22 protein-coding genes are annotated in these 18,210 nt (G+C 64.7%); 10 read left to right on the forward strand and 12 right to left on the reverse strand.

Features of this window, described 5'->3' with window-relative positions:
* The first annotated feature begins 79 nt into the window (after positions 1-79).
* Positions 80-973, forward strand: a complete 894-nt coding sequence (locus ACLI1C_RS13990) for a YihY/virulence factor BrkB family protein (RefSeq protein ID WP_411397694.1) — start codon at positions 80-82, stop codon at positions 971-973.
* Here the strand turns inward: ACLI1C_RS13990 and ACLI1C_RS13995 are convergent.
* Positions 970-1,533 carry an HdeD family acid-resistance protein gene (locus ACLI1C_RS13995; RefSeq protein WP_411397695.1) on the reverse strand — a complete coding sequence of 188 codons (564 nt, stop codon included), beginning with the start codon at positions 1,531-1,533 and terminating at the stop codon, positions 970-972. The two genes, ACLI1C_RS13990 and ACLI1C_RS13995, sit on opposite strands and share 4 nt — an antisense overlap.
* Before the next feature lie 184 nt (positions 1,534-1,717).
* Between ACLI1C_RS13995 and ACLI1C_RS14000 the strand changes: the two genes are divergently transcribed.
* Positions 1,718-2,896, forward strand: a complete 1,179-nt coding sequence (locus ACLI1C_RS14000) for an MFS transporter (RefSeq protein WP_411397697.1) — start codon at positions 1,718-1,720, stop codon at positions 2,894-2,896.
* 126 nt (positions 2,897-3,022) lie between these two features.
* Positions 3,023-4,165 carry a diguanylate cyclase gene (locus ACLI1C_RS14005; RefSeq protein WP_411397699.1) on the forward strand — a complete coding sequence of 381 codons (1,143 nt, stop codon included), beginning with the start codon at positions 3,023-3,025 and terminating at the stop codon, positions 4,163-4,165.
* On the opposite strand, the gene ACLI1C_RS14010 is transcribed toward ACLI1C_RS14005, so the two are convergent.
* Entirely contained in the window at positions 4,166-4,618 is a 453-nt protein-coding gene (locus tag ACLI1C_RS14010) for a GatB/YqeY domain-containing protein (protein ID WP_411397700.1), read from the reverse strand.
* A gap of 192 nt (positions 4,619-4,810) precedes the next feature.
* On the opposite strand from ACLI1C_RS14010, the gene carA reads away from it, so the two are divergent.
* A complete protein-coding gene (carA, locus tag ACLI1C_RS14015; RefSeq protein WP_411397702.1) occupies positions 4,811-6,016 on the forward strand; it encodes a glutamine-hydrolyzing carbamoyl-phosphate synthase small subunit in 1,206 nt (401 codons plus the stop codon).
* Here carA and ACLI1C_RS14020 read toward each other — a convergent pair.
* From ACLI1C_RS14020 to ACLI1C_RS14030, 3 genes are read right to left on the reverse strand one after another with little or no spacing between them, the layout of a single operon-like run.
* On the reverse strand, positions 6,013-6,525 hold the full coding sequence (locus ACLI1C_RS14020; protein ID WP_411397704.1) for a hypothetical protein: 513 nt from the start codon (positions 6,523-6,525) through the stop codon (positions 6,013-6,015). The two genes, carA and ACLI1C_RS14020, sit on opposite strands and share 4 nt — an antisense overlap.
* A 47-nt stretch (positions 6,526-6,572) precedes the next feature.
* Entirely contained in the window at positions 6,573-7,382 is an 810-nt protein-coding gene (locus tag ACLI1C_RS14025) for a neutral zinc metallopeptidase (protein ID WP_411397706.1), read from the reverse strand.
* A gap of 23 nt (positions 7,383-7,405) precedes the next feature.
* Positions 7,406-8,338 (reverse strand): neutral zinc metallopeptidase, encoded by a 933-nt coding sequence (locus tag ACLI1C_RS14030; RefSeq protein WP_411397708.1) that lies wholly within the window; start codon positions 8,336-8,338, stop codon positions 7,406-7,408.
* A gap of 752 nt (positions 8,339-9,090) precedes the next feature.
* Here ACLI1C_RS14030 and ACLI1C_RS14035 point away from each other — a divergent pair.
* Positions 9,091-11,070, forward strand: coding sequence for a bifunctional 2',3'-cyclic-nucleotide 2'-phosphodiesterase/3'-nucleotidase (locus ACLI1C_RS14035; protein ID WP_411397709.1), 1,980 nt, complete (start codon positions 9,091-9,093; stop codon positions 11,068-11,070).
* A 56-nt stretch (positions 11,071-11,126) separates the two neighbouring features.
* Here ACLI1C_RS14035 and ACLI1C_RS14040 read toward each other — a convergent pair whose 3' ends face one another.
* On the reverse strand, positions 11,127-11,327 hold the full coding sequence (locus tag ACLI1C_RS14040; RefSeq protein ID WP_411397710.1) for a hypothetical protein: 201 nt from the start codon (positions 11,325-11,327) through the stop codon (positions 11,127-11,129).
* 76 nt (positions 11,328-11,403) lie between these two features.
* Positions 11,404-11,847: a MarR family winged helix-turn-helix transcriptional regulator gene (locus ACLI1C_RS14045; RefSeq protein ID WP_411397712.1), complete on the reverse strand. Its 444-nt coding sequence runs from the start codon at positions 11,845-11,847 to the stop codon at positions 11,404-11,406.
* Positions 11,848-11,953: 106 nt separating this feature from the next.
* Here ACLI1C_RS14045 and ACLI1C_RS14050 point away from each other — a divergent pair, with 106 nt between their 5' ends.
* From ACLI1C_RS14050 to ACLI1C_RS14065, 4 genes are all read left to right on the forward strand, one after another.
* A complete protein-coding gene (locus tag ACLI1C_RS14050) occupies positions 11,954-12,385 on the forward strand; it encodes an organic hydroperoxide resistance protein (protein WP_411397714.1) in 432 nt (143 codons plus the stop codon).
* A gap of 122 nt (positions 12,386-12,507) precedes the next feature.
* A complete protein-coding gene (locus ACLI1C_RS14055; protein WP_411397716.1) occupies positions 12,508-13,242 on the forward strand; it encodes an ABC transporter ATP-binding protein in 735 nt (244 codons plus the stop codon).
* Positions 13,239-14,771 carry a permease gene (locus ACLI1C_RS14060; protein ID WP_411397717.1) on the forward strand — a complete coding sequence of 511 codons (1,533 nt, stop codon included), beginning with the start codon at positions 13,239-13,241 and terminating at the stop codon, positions 14,769-14,771. Before ACLI1C_RS14055 ends, ACLI1C_RS14060 begins: the two co-directional genes overlap by 4 nt.
* Positions 14,772-14,787: 16 nt before the next feature.
* The gene (locus ACLI1C_RS14065; protein ID WP_411397719.1) at positions 14,788-15,297 is read left to right on the forward strand and encodes an N-acetyltransferase family protein; all 510 of its coding nucleotides are present in this window, start codon (positions 14,788-14,790) and stop codon (positions 15,295-15,297) included.
* A 1-nt stretch (position 15,298) separates the two neighbouring features.
* Here the strand turns inward: ACLI1C_RS14065 and ACLI1C_RS14070 are convergent, their stop codons facing one another.
* Together ACLI1C_RS14070 and ACLI1C_RS14075 are read right to left on the reverse strand one after the other, a co-directional pair.
* A complete protein-coding gene (locus tag ACLI1C_RS14070; protein ID WP_411397720.1) occupies positions 15,299-16,135 on the reverse strand; it encodes an aldo/keto reductase in 837 nt (278 codons plus the stop codon).
* A gap of 32 nt (positions 16,136-16,167) precedes the next feature.
* Positions 16,168-16,341 carry a DUF1328 family protein gene (locus ACLI1C_RS14075; RefSeq protein ID WP_411397722.1) on the reverse strand — a complete coding sequence of 58 codons (174 nt, stop codon included), beginning with the start codon at positions 16,339-16,341 and terminating at the stop codon, positions 16,168-16,170.
* 81 nt (positions 16,342-16,422) lie between these two features.
* Here ACLI1C_RS14075 and clpS point away from each other — a divergent pair, with 81 nt between their 5' ends.
* Positions 16,423-16,728: an ATP-dependent Clp protease adapter ClpS gene (clpS, locus tag ACLI1C_RS14080; RefSeq protein ID WP_411397724.1), complete on the forward strand. Its 306-nt coding sequence runs from the start codon at positions 16,423-16,425 to the stop codon at positions 16,726-16,728.
* 1 nt (position 16,729) lies between these two features.
* Here clpS and ACLI1C_RS14085 read toward each other — a convergent pair whose 3' ends face one another.
* From ACLI1C_RS14085 to ACLI1C_RS14095, 3 genes are read right to left on the reverse strand one after another with little or no spacing between them, the layout of a single operon-like run.
* On the reverse strand, positions 16,730-16,999 hold the full coding sequence (locus ACLI1C_RS14085) for a DUF2277 domain-containing protein (protein ID WP_411397726.1): 270 nt from the start codon (positions 16,997-16,999) through the stop codon (positions 16,730-16,732).
* Positions 17,000-17,059: 60 nt separating this feature from the next.
* The gene (locus ACLI1C_RS14090; RefSeq protein WP_411397728.1) at positions 17,060-17,674 is read right to left on the reverse strand and encodes a glutathione S-transferase family protein; all 615 of its coding nucleotides are present in this window, start codon (positions 17,672-17,674) and stop codon (positions 17,060-17,062) included.
* Positions 17,671-18,069, reverse strand: a complete 399-nt coding sequence (locus ACLI1C_RS14095; protein ID WP_411397729.1) for a YciI family protein — start codon at positions 18,067-18,069, stop codon at positions 17,671-17,673. Before ACLI1C_RS14095 ends, ACLI1C_RS14090 begins: the two co-directional genes overlap by 4 nt.
* Positions 18,070-18,210: the final 141 nt, after the last annotated feature.

Here is an 18,210-nt window from a genome sequence, read left to right on the forward strand (position 1 = left end):
CCGCGAAGTCATCAGCAAGGAGCTTTTCCACAGCCACCGCCAGCGCGGCAACTTCGTTCACCGGTCGACGTTGATCGAGATGACTGACACAACCGTCCGGGCCACGGCCGCTCCCATACGCAAGAACTATCGGCGCCGCTGGCGACGCGTCCTCTGGCGCACCGCCCGGGCGATGACGCGCATGGACACCGCCATGCGCTGCGCGGGTGTCGCCTATTTCGGCTTTCTGTCCCTGTTTCCGGCGGTGGCCAGCATGGTCCTGGTTCTGGGGCTTTTTGCCAAACCGACCTTCCTGGCCGATATGATCGATCGCCTGGAGGGTCTCATTCCCGAGACCGTGCGGCAGACCCTGGCCAGCCAGCTGGTCACGCTGCTGGAGCAGCCCCGCAGCGGCCTGGGCATAGGCCTGTCGATTTCACTGCTTGTCGCCGCCTGGAGCAGTTCGCGGGGCGTGGCGGCATTGATGTATGCGACCTCCCGGACCCATGCGGAGCCCGACAAGCGTGGCTTCCTTGCGGCCATCTACATGTCGATCAGCGTCACCTTCATAGCCGGGATCGTGATGATGACGGTGCTCACCCTGGTGGCGCTGATCCCTGCATATTTCGCCACCCTGCCCTGGTTGGGCTCGGGCCAGGTACTGGTCCTCTGGCTGCGCTGGCCAATATTGCTTGGTCTCGGCGTGCTGGCCATAGCGGCCTTCTATCGCTTTGCGCCCGATCGCCGCTCAAAACGGGCCCGCTGGGTCTGGCCGGGCGCTATCATCGCCACGGTGCTCTGGCTGCTTGTCTGCGCCATCTTCTCGTTTTACGTCGAGCGCCTGGGCCAGTTCGAAGCCACCTTCGGCTCGCTGGCCACGGCTATCGTGCTGCTACTCTGGATGTACAATTCCGCACTCATTGTTGTGCTCGGCGCGACGATAAACGCCGAGCTGCAACGCGAGACTGAAGCCGAACGCGCCGCGCAGACCTAGGCGGTCTTGCTGCGCTGGTAGAGCCGCCATGCCCAGCCGAACAGGCCGAAGGCAAAGAAGACCAGCAGGACGCCGCCGAAGATCATGCCGAGCGAGGCGGACAGCAGCGGGAAGAACAGAAAGACCAGTCCGAGCAGGATATAGGATATACCCGAGAGCACGACCGGCCAGATCCGCGCATAATGTTCGCGCTCGCGCACGATGACGACGATCTGCATCACGCCAACGATCAGCGCGGCGATGCCGATCAGACTGGAGAGCAGGGTGACCGTGAATATCGTCGCGATGAAAGGCTGGAGAAAGAAAAGCACGCCCAGGATCAGCGACAGCACGTTGGACACCACGTCAAACCAGTAATTGCCGCTCTTGCCGCCGCCGAAAGTGAGGCTCCACAGGCCCAAAACGCCATCGACGATGAGCAGGATGCCGCCAGCGAGGACCAGAACCGTAAGTGCTTCCGCGGGGAACACGATGGCGTAGAGCCCCGCCATCAGCATCAAGGCCCCGCGCAACGCCGTTGCCAGCGCGAAGCGCCTTTTTGTTGTAGCCGAAACCGTCATTCTAGCCTCCTGCGCGGCGGCTGCCGCCTTGTCCCGTCAACACCTTAGCGCAGTTCGCCGCAATGCCAAGCATCTGCGGCTTTGAGATTTTCTATAGTCGCGCCGGTTATTTGTGGATTGCCACCCCGATCTGCCCATGATTTGAGGCTGCTTCAGTCGAGGTCCGCCTGGGGCGGTTGATTTCATGTCACTTCCACTTTTCGCGCTCTTCCTCGCCGCCTTCGCCTTCGGAACGGCGGAATTCGTCATCGCCGGCGTGCTGCCCGACGTCGCGACCGGCCTCGGCGTCTCGATCCCCATCGCCGGCTATCTGGTCAGTGGCTATGCGATCGGCATTGCCATCGGCGGACCACTCCTGGCGGTGGCGACCAAGAAGCTCTCACGCAAGACGCTGATCCTGCTGCTCGGCGCCACCTTCACCCTCGGCCAGATCCTGTGTGCGCTGGCACCCAGCTTCGAGCTGCTCATGGCCGCGCGGGTGCTGGTTTCCATTGTCCACGGCACCTATTTCGGCATCGCAGCCATCGTGGCGGTCAATCTGGTGCCGGTGGACAAGCGTGGCTTTGCCGTCGCGCTGATCCTGTCGGGCCTGACTGTCTCCAATATACTGGGCGTCCCCGCGGGGACGGCCATAGGCAATGCGCTCGGCTGGCGCGCCACCTTCTGGGCGGTCGGCGCGCTTGGCCTGGCGGCGACGCTTTGCGTCGCGCTCTTCCTGCCAGCCGCTACCGGGCAATCCAGCACGACCGGAAGCTTCCTGCGCGAGTTCAAGGCGCTGGGTCGCCAGCAGATCGTGACCTCCCTGGCCATCGTCATCCTGGTGATGATCGGGCAGTACAGCCTCTTTACCTATATCGCGCCGCTGCTGCTTGAGGTGACCGGCCTTGATGCCGGCGTCGTGCCCTGGATATTGCTGCTCTACGGCGTCGGCGCGACCATCGGTGTCTTTGTGGGCGGGCGGCTGGCGGACTGGAAGCTGATGCCCTCCCTGATCGTCATTCTGACGACGCAGGCGCTGGCCTTCGCACTGCTTTACGTAGTGAGCCCCTACCCCATGATCATGGCCATCGCAGTGGTATTCTGGGGCGGCGTCAATTTTGCCTTCGGCTCGCCCGTCCAGTCCCGCGTGCTGGCCTGGGCCGGCGACGCGCCGAACCTTGCCTCTGCGCTGATACCGACCGGCTTCAATATCGGCATAGCCATAGGCGCCATCCTGGGGGCCACGCTGCTCGATGGCGGTTTCGGCTACCGCAACCTGCCGCTGATCGGCACCGTGGCGCTGGTTATCGCCGTGCTTGTCGCCATCGGCTCGTATTGGCTGGAACGCCGCTCCCCTAGGGCGTTGCCGCAACCGGCCGAGTAGCGGCCAGACAATCCTGCCGGGCTTAATGCTTTCCTCACCATGCCGTGGCTCGGTATTCATTGCCCGGTCATTTTCCGCTATGGCACCCGAATGACCGGGTGAGCCGGAAGGCGGGCGGAGCACGTCATGATCGACAATGCCACATTGATGGTCGCCATCGCCTTTTCCGGCAGCGCCCTCATGGTGACATTGCTCATCAATTGGCTCGGTGCGCGCCGCGACAGCTATCTCATCAGTTGGGCGGGCGGCATGGCCTTCATCGTCGTTGCCCTGGCCCTGCTTGGCCTGCGCAGCGGCGCCCATGACCTGCTGACGCAGGTGGGGCCATTCACCTTGCTCATCACCGGCATGGCACTCATCTATCTGGGGGCCATCCAGTTTCGGTCAGGAAGCACCTCCTGGGCGCTGCCAGCTGTCTTGTGGACCACCGCCATTGTCGCGACCAATATTCCTTTCGTGCTCGGATTGAGTGGTGTTGGCACCGTGATGCTCAACCTGTCCTGCGCCGTGTTCATGGCCCTTTCGGCCTATCAATACTGGGCCGGCCGGGCCGAGGCGCCGCTGCACCTGATGGCCAATGCAGGCCTCTACGGCGTGACGAGCATCTCATTTCTGGCTTGCGCCGCTCTTCTGATTCTCGACGGAGAACTGGTTCTCACCGCGCCGCCCAGCAATTGGGCCGAACAGTTCAATTCGATCATGGCCATTGTCGGCCTCACCGGGGTGGGGGCGCTGTCGCTGACGCTCAACCAGTTCCGCGCCACCAAGCGGCACCAGCAGGACGCGATGACCGATTCGTTGACCGGGTTGCTGAACCGCCGGGCCTTGTTTGACGGCTTTGGTGATACCGACCTGCCCGCGGGAACGGCGGTGCTGATGTTTGATATTGACCACTTCAAGCAAATCAACGACCGGCAGGGGCATGCCGCTGGCGACGCGGTGATCCAGCAATTCGGCGTCATCGCGGGCCTGGGCATGCGCCAGGGCGATACGCTGGCCCGCATCGGCGGCGAAGAATTCTGCGCCATCCTGCCGGCCGTGCCGATCGAACATGCCAAGGCCATTGCCGAGCGCATTCGCGCCGATTTCGAGGCGACGCCGGCTCGGATTAGCGGAGAGATCATTCCGGCCACGGTCAGCGTTGGCGTCGCCACCAGTGGCCATGGCGAGGGCTTTTCGTCGGTGCTCAGCCGCGCCGATGCGGCGCTCTACAAAGCCAAGGGCCACGGGCGCAACCGGGTGACCGGCCCGCCCCGCGCCATTGCCTGATCAGCCGGCCAGCGCCGCGCGCACCTTGCCGCTGGCCTTGCCGAAGTCGATGCGACCCGGATAGTCGACCTTGAGCTGGGCGATGACCTTGCCCATGTCCTTGGCGCCTTCGGCCCCGGTCGAGGCGATGGCGGCCCGGATAGCGGCCTCGACTTCGTCATCGGTCAAAGCCTTGGGCAGGAACTCGTTGAGGATATCGATCTCTTCCTTTTCCACCGTGGCGAGGTCAGCCCGACCGGCCTGCGCATAGATGGCAAAGCTCTCCTCGCGCTGCTTGACCATCTTCTGCACGATGGCGAGGATTTCCTCGTTGGTGGCCGGACCGCGGTTCTCCTGCCGGATGGCGATATCCTTGTCCTTGATGGCCGCGGTGATGGCCCGAAGCGTGGCAGTGCGCCGCGTATCGCGGGCCTTGAGGGCGGTCTTGAGCCCCTCGCTGAACTGTTCGCGCATGGGATTATGTCCTCTTGCTATGCGTTTTGCTGGACCCATATAGGCACAATAAGGCGGTCGCGCCACTTGCGCTGGCGCGCCCGGGCTTCTAATACGAGGCCTCAATCGACATCGCAGAGCGTGGCAGGAAAAGTCCCAGACTATTCCGGTTCGGCCGCGCGACCATATGAAACCAATTCTTGGAGGCCCACCGTGACCGGCTGGCAGCAATCCCCCGCGACCGCCCTTCTGATCCTTGCAGACGGTACGCGCCTGGAAGGCCGCGGCATCGGCGCCATCGGGCATGCCGCCGGCGAAGTGTGCTTCAACACCGCCATGACCGGCTACCAGGAAGTGCTGACCGACCCCTCCTATGCGGGCCAGATCATCACCTTCACCTTCCCCCATATCGGCAATGTCGGCACCAATGACGAGGATATCGAGACAGTCAACATGGCCGCCTTGTCGGGTGTCCGCGGCGTCGTGCTCAAGGCCGACATCACCAATCCGTCCAATTACCGCGCCGCCGAAAAGCTCGATGCCTGGCTCAAGAAGCGCAACATCATCGGCATTACCGGCATCGACACCCGGGCCCTGACCGCGCTGATCCGCGAAAACGGCATGCCCAACGGCGTCATCGCCCATGACCCGACCGGCATTTTCGACCTCGGCTCGATCAATGCCGAGCTCAAGGCCTTTCCCGGCCTCGAGGGACTGGACCTGGCCAAGGAAGTCACGACCGCCCAGACCTATCACTGGGACCAGACGGGCTGGCAGTGGGACAAGGGCTACGGCAAGCTCGAGAATCCCGACTTCCACATCGTGGCTATCGACTACGGCGCCAAGCGCAATATCCTGCGGTGCCTCGCCGACCAAGGCGCCAGGGTGACGGTCGTGCCCGCCACGGCGACGGCCGCGGATGTGCTGTCGCACAATCCCGACGGCATCTTCCTCTCCAACGGCCCCGGCGATCCGGCGGCGACCGGCAAATATGCCGTGCCCACGATCCAGAAGCTGATGGAAACCGGCAAGCCGGTCTTCGGCATCTGCCTGGGGCACCAGCTGCTCGGCCTGGCGCTGGGCGGCACCACGTCCAAGATGCATCAGGGCCATCACGGCGCCAATCATCCGGTCAAGGACCTGACCACGGGCAAGGTGGAGATCACCTCGATGAACCACGGCTTTGCCGTGGACAAGGCGAGCCTACCCTCCGGCGTCACCGAGACGCATATCTCGCTGTTCGACAATTCCAATGCCGGCCTGCGCGTCGACGGCAAGCCGATCTTCTCGGTGCAGTACCACCCCGAAGCCAGCCCCGGCCCGCGCGACAGTCATTACCTCTTCACGCGCTTCCTCAACCATGTCCGCGCCCAAAAGGGCATGGAAGAGCGCCCCGAACACGCAGCACCCGCCGCCTAACGCCACATTTCCAGCACCGGCCCGCCCTGCCCGCCGACCGGATCGGTGCTGGGTGAGGGCACCGCGGCAATGCGCTTGTCGGCTTCGGGACGATCACTGGTATCGCCCCGCAGCAGGTCCCAGTCCTGCCCGGGCGGGTAGGCGCCGACGGCCAGGAAATCCGCGCTCGCCTTGACGCGTTGATGCGCCGTGCCCGCCGGCAGCAAGACGACATCTCCTGCGGCTACGGCGACATCCCGACCCTCCGGCCCGCCCAGCCGCAGCGTAGCGCTGCCACGGGCCATGCCCAGGCATTCATGGGCCGTCGAATGGTAGTGGTGATAATCGAAGATGCCGGAGCGCCACTGGCTCGGCCAGCCATTGCCGTCGAACAGCGCCTCCATGGCCTCGGGCGACGCTTCCGCCTGCGAAATCGCGCGCCGATAGATCACGACCGGCAGGACGTTGTTGGGAAACCGCCCGTCATCGGCAAAATATTCAAAAACCACGCTGCTCATATTGCCGATCATAGCATCCTCCGTGTGTGCGGGGATAACGCTGCGGCGGCAGCCATGTTTCAGATCGGCTGGCCAATATTCTCCATGCGGCAGCTCCCCGCGGCGGGGATGGCATAGCCCAGGCCATAGCCGTGGGCGCGGAATGCCGCGCTCGGCGGCGTCAAGGCTCGGGGAATGGGGGCGCGGGACGGCGCGGCGGTAACGTCCCGCCCGGTGCTGCCCGAATCGATCGCCCGCACGATGGCCGGATCATCGAGCAGGATTTCGAGCCCCGCCCACTTGGTCCAGGCGCCGCTATAGCAGGCGGCCTGGGCGCCCAGCTGCTGCTCGCGCACTACCCTCTCCGCCGCATCAAGGGTCTCGAGCGCCTCGAACTGATCGAGCGCGGCCTGCACGTGATGGCCATAGGCCAGCCCGATCAGATAGCCCTCCGCCTTGTGACCCTCGGCCGGAAAGCTGGCGACCAGATCGGCATAAGTGGCCATGTCGACATAGACGGTGCTGTCATCGGGACAGTAGAAGGTGCCCACATCGGAGCCGGCCATGCCGCAGCCCAGCTCCGCCTTGGTCGGCACCATCTTGAGCGCGACCGGCGGATAATGCACGGCGGCGCTGCGGAAGGCCCGTTCCCAGAAGCCGTTGGCCTCGCGGCTCACGGCGTCGACCAGCGCCTCCGGCCCATCCTCACCGGCGGCAATGGCTTCCAGCGCCGTCAGCGTCGTATGCGGCAGCGGCTCAGCCACCTGCCCGGTGAGCACGGTGATGGGGTTGATGCCGAAGATCATCACCACCACCACTGCAACGGCGATGACGCCGGAAAAGCCAAACCGCCGCACATGCGGCATGACGCTTTCGGGTATTCCCAGCACTGTCTAGTCCACCGATTATATCGTTACACGTTGCCCGAGAACGTATCACAATCGCCGGGATTGCCAGAAGTATAACCGCGTTCGAACCAGGTTTTTCGCTGCGCCGAGGTGCCGTGGTTGAAGGTCTTGGGCACGGCAAAGCCCTGCATGCGCTTCTGCAGCGTATCGTCGCCGATCTGGCTTGCGGCGTTGAGCGCCTCCTCGATATCGCCGCTGTCCAGCAGATCCTCCTGCCCGGCATAATTGGCCCAGACACCCGCATAGCAATCGGCCTGCAGCTCAACGCGCACGGAGTAGGCATTGGCCTCTTCCTGGCTCATGCTGGCGCGGCGCTGGTTGAACTCGGGCAGCACGCCGGTAATGTTCTGGATGTGGTGCCCCACTTCATGGGCCAGCACATAGGCCTGGGCGAAATCGCCCGGCGCCCCGAACTGCCGGTGCAGCTGATCGTAGAAGCTGAGGTCGATATAGACTCTGGAATCGCCCGGGCAATAGAAGGGCCCGGCGCTCGAATCGGCGGCGCCGCAGGCGGTGTCGACAGCACCGGTGAACAGCACCACGGTCGGCTCGGGATAATCCTCGCCGGAGGCCTGGAACACTTCGGTCCACAGGTCCTCGGTCTCCTTGACGACGACGCCGACGAAATCGCGCAGCTCCGCCTCTTCCCCGGTGGTCGGCAGTTGTCCCGACGAACTAGCCGAGGAGCCGCTGGTGCTCGAGCCGCCGGTGAGAATGTCGATCGGGTTCTGGCCCGTGGCGAACCAGATGATGCCCAGCACCACGACAATACCGATCAGGCTGCCGATGCCGCCACGCGACCCGCCCCCGCCGCCGGTTGGCAGGCGGAAACCACCGCCGCGACCGAATGAGCTGCCGCCCAATCCACCGAGCCCGCCGCCGCCCTGACCACGCCGGTCTTCGATGTTCGAGCTCTGCTGCCTGCCGCGCCATTTCATGGTGGTTCTTCTCCGATTGTGCCCCAGCCTAGCAACAAGCCGCTTCAAAGCAATCGGTTCCGGCAGGCATGCGCAAGCGCCGCCTGCAGCGCGGTTGTCACTTGCCATTCGGCGCATTGCCCTCATGGCTTGCTCACTTCAGATCGATCCACCGGACCGATCTTGCCCACATGGTGGGCGGACCCCGAGGCGGATGCCGCCTCTGGTAAACTAAAAAACGAGACGACGACCGCCTCGGGGTGCCGGTTTTTGGAACAGTCCCGGTTATCGCGCAGCATGATCGCTCGCCATGCTGCGGCCAGGTCTCGAACCTGCGCGAGAGGCAAAACCCGCGCCCGGCTCACCCCGCCACTGTTCGCCTGCAGGCCGCCCATGCGGAGTGATGGGGAGAAGTGTGCCACAGGTTTCGGGGAGGGGGATAAGTGGGGAGGTAAATTTGGCCATGAGGACACCTGGCCAGCGCGTCAGGGATTCCGTACCCCTCCACCCTTCCTCGTCATGGGGAGGTGCCGCGCGGTGGGGTGGGGCTAGATTGGCAAGCTCTCAGCAGCAGAGGCGGCTCCTCCATATGCCAGACCGACTGTCATAAATTGACCACCCGGTCAAAATTCCATAGCGTCATCACGCCGCCGTCATCCCAGCGTCACCTGCTGACGGCAAGAGCATCGCACGGGATCGCAAGGTCCATGGTTCGGGAGCATGGCGCCCCCGCACCCTGTTTCATCGATGTGGACACGTCAGGGAGACGACCAATGAATTTCCTGCCCAAGATTTCCCGCCGCACCTTCCTCGCCGGTTCGGCGAGCGTCGGCGCCATGGCGGCCATGCACCCCTATGCGGTGCTGGCCCAGTCGAACCAGGCGCATCTGCGCATCCTGGAGACCACGGACCTGCATGTCGCGGTCTTTGCCTACGACTACTATGCCGATACGCCCAACGACACGATGGGCCTGGCCCGTACCGCCTCGATCATCGAGTCGATTCGTGCCGAGGCCGGCAATGCCATGCTGCTCGACAATGGCGACCTGATCCAGGGCAACCCGATGGGCGACTATTACGCCTATGAGAAGGGCCTCAACCAGGGTGACGTGCACCCCATCGTCGCGGCGATGAATACGCTGGGCTATGAAGGCGCCACGCTGGGCAACCACGAATTCAACTATGGCCTCGACTATCTCGACCGCGCGCTCGAAGGCGCGGATTTCCCCTTCGTCTCGGCCAACCTGGTGCGCGGCACGCTCGGTGCGGATGCCCTGTCGGACGAGACCTATATCGAGCCCTATCGCATCATCGAGAAGGAGCTGACCGACGGCGCCGGCGGCACCCGCAAGATCAAGGTCGGCATTATCGGCTTCCTGCCGCCGCAGATCCTGACCTGGGATGCCAGCCACCTGACCGGCAAGGTCGAGGTGCGCGACATCGTCGAGACGGCCCAGGCCTATGTACCCAAGATGAAGGAAGAAGGCGCCGACATCATCGTGGCGCTGTCCCATTCCGGCATTGCTGCCGACCAGGGCGCGGGCGCCGAGAATGCCTCGCTGCAGCTGGCGGGCGTCGACGGCATCGACGTGGTGCTGACCGGCCACCACCACCTGGTTTTCCCCGGCCCCGACTATGAAGGCATCGAGGGCGTGGACGTCGCCAATGGCACGCTGAACGGCAAGCCGGCCGTGATGCCCGGCTTCTGGGGCAGCCATATGGGCCTGGTCGACCTGCTGATCGAGCAGGATGCCGAGGGCAAGTGGACCGTAGTCTCCCATACGTCGGAAGCCCGCCCGATCTTCGAGCGCGTCGACGGCAAGGTGAGCGCGCTGGTGACCGACGACGCCGAGGTGATCGCGGCGGCCCAGACCGACCATGAGGAGACGCTGGACTATATCCGCCGCGCCGTGGGCGAGACCGCCGCGCCGCTGCACTCCTATTTCGCCCTGGTGGCAGATGACCCGTCGGTGCAGATCGTGAGCCAGGCCCAGACCTGGTATATCGCGCAGATGATGAAGGGCACCGAATGGGAAGACCTGCCGATCCTGTCGGCGGCGGCCCCGTTCAAGGCCGGCGGCCGCGGCGGCCCGGACTACTACACCGATGTGCCGGTGGGTCCGGTGGCGATCAAGAATGTCGCCGATCTCTATCTCTACCCCAACACCATCCAGGCCCTCGTCGTGACCGGCGCCGAGGTCAAGGACTGGCTGGAGCGCTCGGCTGGCATCTTCAACCAGGTCGAAAAGGGAGCGGTGGACGCCGAGCTGATCAATCCGGACTTCCCGTCCTACAATTTCGACATCATCGATGGGGTCACCTACAAGATCGACCTCACCCAGCCCTCGAAATATTCGAGCGACGGCAAGGAAGTGACCAACCCCGACGCCAACCGCATCGTCGACCTGATGTTTGACGGCGCGCCGATCGACCCGGAGGCCAAATTCGTCGTTGCCAGCAACAATTACCGCGCTGGCGGCGGCGGCTCGTTCCCCGGAACCGGGGCCGACCACATCATCTTCAAGGGTCCCGACACCAACCGCGACCTCATAGTGCGGTTCATCGTCGAGAACGGCACGATCAACCCCACGGCCGACAGCAACTGGTCGCTGGCTCCGATCGGGGACACCACCGTGCTGTTCGCCACGGGACCCAAGGCCGCCGAGCACCTGGCGGATGTGACGGCCGTCGCAATCGAAGCCACGGGCGAGACCAATGCCGAGGGCTTCGGCCTCTATCGCATCGCGCTCTAGCCAAACGAAAGGGGCGCCCACCAGGTGGACGCCCCTATTCCGTGTCCGGACCGGGCTTACTGCCCGTCAGGCACCACATCGACGCTGACTGCGGGCACGTCGATATCGACCGTGCCGCTGCCGCCGCCGCTGTTGTTGAAGAACACGAAGTAGGCCACGACGATCAGCGCGAGCGCGACGATGATCCCGATGATCACGCCGCCCGCGCCGCTGCCGCCGCGGTCCACGATGACTGTTTCACGATCAGTGGGCGCCATTTTTCTCAAGTCTCCGATTTATGTCGCGGTGAGAACGGCGCGCCACCCACAAAGTTCCGCCGGGGACTGAAGACCGTCAGGAAGCGGCATCGAGCCTCTGGCGCAGCAGGTGCAGGCTTTCGCGCAAGGCGTCCCCGTCCGCAGCCTCCCCGCCCAGCGCTTCGCCCACAGCCAGCGGCACGGCAAGGGCCTTCGCCCGCAGCCCCCGGCCCTCGGGCGTGAGGAAGATGCGGACCTGCCGCTCATCCTCGTCGTCGCGCTGCCGGCGCAGCAGGCCCCGCGCCTCCAGCCGCTTGACCAGCGGGGTGATGGTGCCGGAATCGAGGAACAGCCGGTCGCCCAGAGCCTTGACGGTAATGCCGTCAGCCTCCCACAGCACCATGAACACCAGATATTGCGGATAGGTGATGCCCAGCGCATCGAGCCGGGGCTTGTAGAAGCGCGTGAAGGCATGCCCGGCCGCATAGACGGCAAAGCACAGCATCGAGTCGAGCCTGAGCGGATCAGCCTGGGTCGTCATGACACCTCCGGAGAACACCTGCGGCAATCTAGCATGCATTTTTCAATTGCACACGATTTAATTGTGCACTATCTACCCGGCACCAACGAACCACAAGGAGCCTGTCATGTCGATCAAGTCAGCCGTCTACACCGCCCATGCCCACACCACCGGTGGCCGCACCGGCACCAGCAAGACCGATGACGGTCGCCTGTCGGTCACGCTCGACACGCCCAAGGAAATGGGCGGCAATGGCGGCGCGGGCACCAATCCCGAACAGCTGTTTGCGGCCGGTTACTCGGCCTGCTTCCTCGGCGCCCTCAAGGCCGTCGCCCGTGGCGAGAAGGTCAAGGTTCCCGATGAGGCCACGATCGACGCCGCCGTGTCGTTTGGCGAGAACGCCGATGGCCCCGGCTTTGCCATTGCGGCGGAGCTGACCATCACCCTGCCCGGCATCGAGCGCACCGTGGCGGAAACGCTGGTGGAAAAGGCGCACCAGATCTGCCCCTATTCCAATGCCACGCGCGGCAATATCGACGTCAAGCTGACCGTCGCCTGATCCGGCAGACGGGCGCCCCGGCGGCGCCCGTTGCCCCCTTGCCGAAAACTTAACGCTGCCGCTTCACGCCCGGGAAAGGCATCCCGCTTACGCTCGCGCCGCTATCCCGCCGGAGCGCCGCCATGACTGTCCCCGCCCTCGCCGTTTCCCACCTGAGCAAGAGCTTCGACCGCCCGGTAGTCGCCGATCTCGACCTGACCATCCGGGCGGGTGAATTCTATGCCCTGCTCGGCCCCAATGGCGCCGGCAAGACGACCATTTTGCGCATGGTGGCCGGCCTGCTGCAGCCCGATGCGGGCGACATCTCGATCTTCGGCATCGATGCGCGGCGCGACCCGGTCGCCGCCAAGCGCATCGTCGCCTGGGTGTCGGACGAACCCATGGTCTATGACCGGCTGACGCCGCTCGAATATCTCGAATTCGTCGCCGGCCTATGGCAGATCGATGCCCGCGCCGCCCAGGCCAAGGCCAACGAGCTGATCGACTGGCTGGGCCTGCGCCCGCATGCCAATGAACTCTGCGGCGGCTTTTCCAAGGGCATGCTCCAGAAGGTGGCGCTGGCCGGCGCACTGGTGCATGAGCCCAAGCTGATCATCCTCGACGAACCGCTGACCGGGCTCGACGCCGGCTCGGCCCGCCAGGTCAAAGACGTGCTGCTGGGCAAGGTCCGCGATGGCGTTACCGTCATCATGACCACCCATATCCTCGAAGTCGCCGAACGCATGGCCGAGCGCATCGGCGTCATCAGCCAGGGCCGGCTGATCGCCGAGGGCACGCTGGCCGAATTGCGCGCCCGCATTGGCCGGGAATCGAGCCTCGAAGACATCTTTCTCGACCTGGTGGCGGAAGCGGCATGACCCCCGCGCCTGCCTCGCTGACCTGGTTCGCGCGCCACGAGCTCAACCTCGCCTGGCGCGAATGGGTCGCCATGATGACCGGCGGTCGCCGGGCGCGCGGCATCGGGCTGGCGATCTTTATCGGTGTGGTCGTGGTGCTGCTGCACCTCATGGCCTATGGCCTCGTGGCGCCCTGGGTGACGCGGGGTATAGCGCCCGACAAGGCGACACTGGTGTTGCTGAGCGGCAGCGGCCTCCTGTTCTGGACCGTGATGCTGTCGCAGGCGCTGGAATCGGTCACCCGCGTCTATTATGCGCGCTCCGACCTCGACCTGATCCTTTCCTCGCCCGCCTCGTCGCAACGGCTCTTTGCCGTGCGCACGGCCTCGGTCGCCGTGTCGACGATCGTGCTGACCGGGCTGCTGGCCAGCCCCCTGATCAACATGCTGGCGGTGCTCGATGGCCCGCACTGGCTGGCCGCCTATGGCGTGGTGATCGCCCTGGGCGCACTGTCGACGGCGATTGCCGTAGCCATCACCATGGCGCTGTTTCGTCTCGTCGGGCCCAGGCAGACGCGGCTGGTGGCGCAGATCGTCGCCGGCATTGTCGGCGCCGGCTTTGTCATCGGCATCCAGGCCGCGGCCATCCTCTACTATGGCAACATGTCCCGCTTCGCGATCTTCCAGTCCGCCGATATCGTCGCCTCGGCGCCGGATCTCGGCAGCCTGCTCTGGCTTCCCGCCCGTGCCGCCATGGGGGACCTGGGTGCTTCGGTCATCATGCTGGCGCTTGGGCTTGGGGCGCTGACCCTCACCATCGCAGTGACCGCGTCGAGCTATGGGCACCACGCCATTTCCGCCGCCGGCCTCAACCACATCCGCAGCCAGCGCCGGCCATCGACACGCGCCTTCCGCCCGGCGTCGCAGCGGCAGGTGCTGCGCATCAAGGAATGGCGGCTGCTGCAGCGCGACCCGTGGCTGCTGTCGCAGACGCTGATGCAGATCCTCTATCTCGTGCCGCCGGCCTTGCTGCTGTGGATGAATTTCGGCGACAGTGGCGGCGCCTTCGTCGTGGTCGTGCCGGTGCTGGTCATGGCCGCGGGACAACTGGCCGGCGGCCTCGCCTGGCTCGCCATATCGGGCGAGGACGCGCATGACCTCGTGGTCACCGCCCCGGTTTCGCCGCGCACCGTGCTGATCGCCAAGATCGAGGCCGTGCTGATCGTCATTGCGGTAGTGCTGTCGCCACTGCTGCTGATGATGGCTGTTTCCTCCCCGCGCATGGCGCTGATCACCGCGGGATGCGCGGCCTTATCGGCCGGATCGGCCACCGCCATCCAGCTGTGGTTCCGCGTTGTCGCCAAGCGCTCGATGTTCCGCCGTCGCCAAGTCGCCTCCCGCGCCGCCACGCTGAGCGAGGCCTTCGCCTCGATCATGTGGGCCGGCACCGGCGCCCTGCTCGCGGCAGAATCATGGCTGGCTTTGGGGCCGGCCATTGTGGCGCTTTTCGTGGTGGGATTGGCAAAGCTGATCAGCCCGCGGCGACGTTGACACGACGCGCGCGCAGTTGCACGAAGACGAAACCGACCCGTCACGACGCGAGATCGACATGGCCGAACTGACCTACCGCAACGCTACGCCAGCCGACATTGCCACCATGATCCGGCTCAGCCATGCCGGCGATGCGCGGGGCAAGGATACGCCGCCGCTCGATCCGACGACGCTGGACGATCCGCGCTATCGCGCTGCCTTCGACGAGATCACGGCCGATGCCAGCCATCGCCTCGTCGTCGCCGAGAAGGATGGCGAAGTCGTCGGCACGCTGCAGATCAGCTTCATTCCCGGGCTGCCCAATTTCGGGATGAAGCGCGGCCTGCTGGAAAACGTCCATATCCGCGCCGACCAGCGCGGCACGGGCCTCGGCAGCCAGATGGTGCTCTGGGCGGTCGAGCAATGCCGCGAGGCCGGCTGCGGGCTGGTGCAACTGACCTCAAACAAGGTCCGGACCGACGCCCATCGCTTCTATGAAAAGCTCGGCTTCGCCAAGAGCCACGAAGGCTTCAAGCTCAGGCTCTAGCCTACCACAGGCTGTTATTGGTCGCCGGATCGCCGACCATCTTGCCGTCGGGCCGGTCGAGCTTGGCGATGGCCGCCATGTCGTCATCGTCAAGGGCAAAGCCGAACACGTCGATATTGGCCTTGATGCGCTCCGGGCGCACGGATTTGGGGATGGCGATCAGGCCCTGCTGCACATGCCAGCGGATGATGACCTGCGCCGGCGTGGTGCCATGCCGGGCAGCAATCCGGCCGATGATGTCATTGCCCAGCACCTGGCCGCGCCCCAGGGGGCTGTAGCACTCGATGGCGATATTGTGCTGGCTGTGGAAGGCGCGCACGTCGCGTTGCTGGAATTCGGGATGAAGCTCGATCTGGTTGACCGCGGGCACCACGCCGCTATCGCCGATGATCCGCTCGAGGTGATCCTGCAGGAAATTGGAGACGCCGATGGACCGGATGCGCCCGTCGCGCTGCAACTGGACGAAGGCCTTCCAGGTATCGGAATACCGGTCGTGCTTGGGAACCGGCCAGTGGATCAGGAAGAGATCGAGATAGTCGAGACCCAGCCGGTCCAGCGAGCCCATGAAGGACTTGAGGGTCGCGTCGTAGCCCTGGTCCTTCGTGCGCAATTTGGAGGTGATGAACAGCTCATCGCGCGGCAAGCCGGAATCGACGATGCCCTGCCCGACGCCCTCCTCATTGCCATACCCCTGCGCGGTATCGATCGAGCGGTAGCCGGCCTCGATGGCGGTGACGACAGTCTTTGCCACGCTGCTATTGGGAATTTCCCAAACGCCGAAGCCAAGCTGGGGAATGGTCTTGCCATCATTGAGAGTGATGTTCGGTACTTGGGCCATTTCGGTCTCCCGGCAGGTGGCGATCGGCAGCGCTAGATCAGGATGGCAATGCCCATGAAGGCCAGGATCAGCAGCAGCACGATGCCGATGAGCATGATGGCAAAGATGATCTTGGCCAGCGTGGCTGCCCCCGCGGCAACGCCGCTGAAGCCGAGGCCCCCGGCGACAAGAGCCACGAGGACGAGTATGATGAGCAATTGAAGCATGACCGGACCCCAGTTGGAAGGTTTTGCTTGCTAACGCATGGCGGAGAGGCCCGTTCCGCCACACAGTGATTGGGGGCAAGGATGGCCGATACCAATACCAAGCGCCGCACCGCGACCGTGCTGAAGCCGGCGCGCCCACCGCTGCACAAGGTCATCCTGCTCAACGACGATTTCACGCCGCGCGAATTTGTCGTGCGCCTGCTCAAGGCCGAGTTCCGGGTGCCCGAGGCGCAGGCCAATGCCATCATGCTGACGGCTCATACCAAGGGCGCCTGCGTGGTGGCCGTCTTCACCAAGGAAGTGGCCGAGGAAAAGGCAACGCGGGCAACCGAATTCGCCCGCGACCACGGCTATCCGCTGCTCTTCAGCACCGAGCCGGAAGAGTAGCTCAGGTGCCAAAGCGCAGCCGGGAGCGCTCCTTTGCCTTGGCGGCCTCGACGTCGCGATCCCTCGGCGGCGCATTGGTCTCCATGGACTTGAGCAGCTTGCGGACGACCTTTTCGATATCCTCCACCGCCTCGTGGAACGCGGCCTCATTGGCCTTGGACGGCGCGTTGTAGCCGGAAATCTTGCGCACGAACTGCAGCGCCGCGTCATGCATCTCGTTGCGCGTGGCCGGCGGCTCGAAGTTGAACAAGGGCTTGATGTTGCGGCACATGGCATCACTCCTTTTGGCGGTAACGCTACACCAGCCTGCCGGTTTTCCGCCACTCCCCGATCATTCGATCCCTGCGAACGGCTCGCGCCAGGCGTCGATCTCATTGAGCCGGTCATGCCAGCGGGCGATATGGCGATAGTCGCCCACCGGCAGGCCTGCCCGCCCGGCAAAGGGCAGCGCCGTGGCAACGCGGAAATCGGCGTAGCTCAACCTGCCCCCGACCAGCCAGTCACGGCCGGCGAGGACATCGTCGAGGATGGTGGCAAAGCGGCGGAAGTCAGCCATCGCCGGCTCCAGCACCGCCGGATCGGGCGCGCGTCCCATATAGAGCGGCACGGTGACGGTCTCAAAGACGATGGTCCCGCCGGCCCGGGTGAAATGGTGGGCAGACCAGCTCACCCAGCGCATCATCTCTTCGGGATGTGTATCCAGCCAGAAATCGGTACCGGAGAGGCGCGACAGGCGCAGGGCGATGGCGTCCGTCTCCCAGAGCGGCTGCCCATCCTCGACCAGCAGCGGCGCCAGCGAGTTGGGATTGAGTGGCAGGAAAGCCTCGCGGTCGTCACCCATCGGCGAATAGCGGGCGAACTCGACCGGCAGGTCGAGATGACGCGCCACCGCCACGGCCACGCGCGGATTGAGGTTATGCGTATAGTAGAGCTGCAGCGCACTCATCTGGCGCCTCGGGCGAAGAAGAACGACCGGTCCATGCCAGTGCGGCTGTGCCGCTCATCCAGCAGGGGCCGGATTTCGAGATCCGCCATGCCCTCAAGCGGCCCCTCGCTGGCAATGGCGACGGCCTCCTCGATATCGGCCGCCTCGATCACCATGAAGCCGGCGATACACTCCTTGGTCTCGACATAGGGGCCGTCGGTCCGCGAGGCCACGCCGTTGCGATAGCGCAGGCCGACCGCGGTTTCCGGCCCCTGCAGCGGGCTGGCCAGGACCAGCTTGCCGGCCTGGAACAAGGCATGGTCCTGCTCGATGCAGCCGTCCTTGATGGCGATTTCCTCATCGGGGCCAGGCGTGCCCTCGCCACCACCGGCATAGACGATGCAGAGATATTTCATAGAGTGACCTCCAGGTTATGCGGCTAGTCGGTGGCGCCACCGCCAGATCGACATGATGCGCGAAAATTTGCGCGTCGGCCCGCACAAATGCGCCGGACGGCTTGCCCGCGCCACCGCGAAGGTCGACACTGGCACACCCAA

Source organism: Devosia sp. XGJD_8 (assembly GCF_046614475.1).
GTDB lineage: Bacteria > Pseudomonadota > Alphaproteobacteria > Rhizobiales > Devosiaceae > Devosia.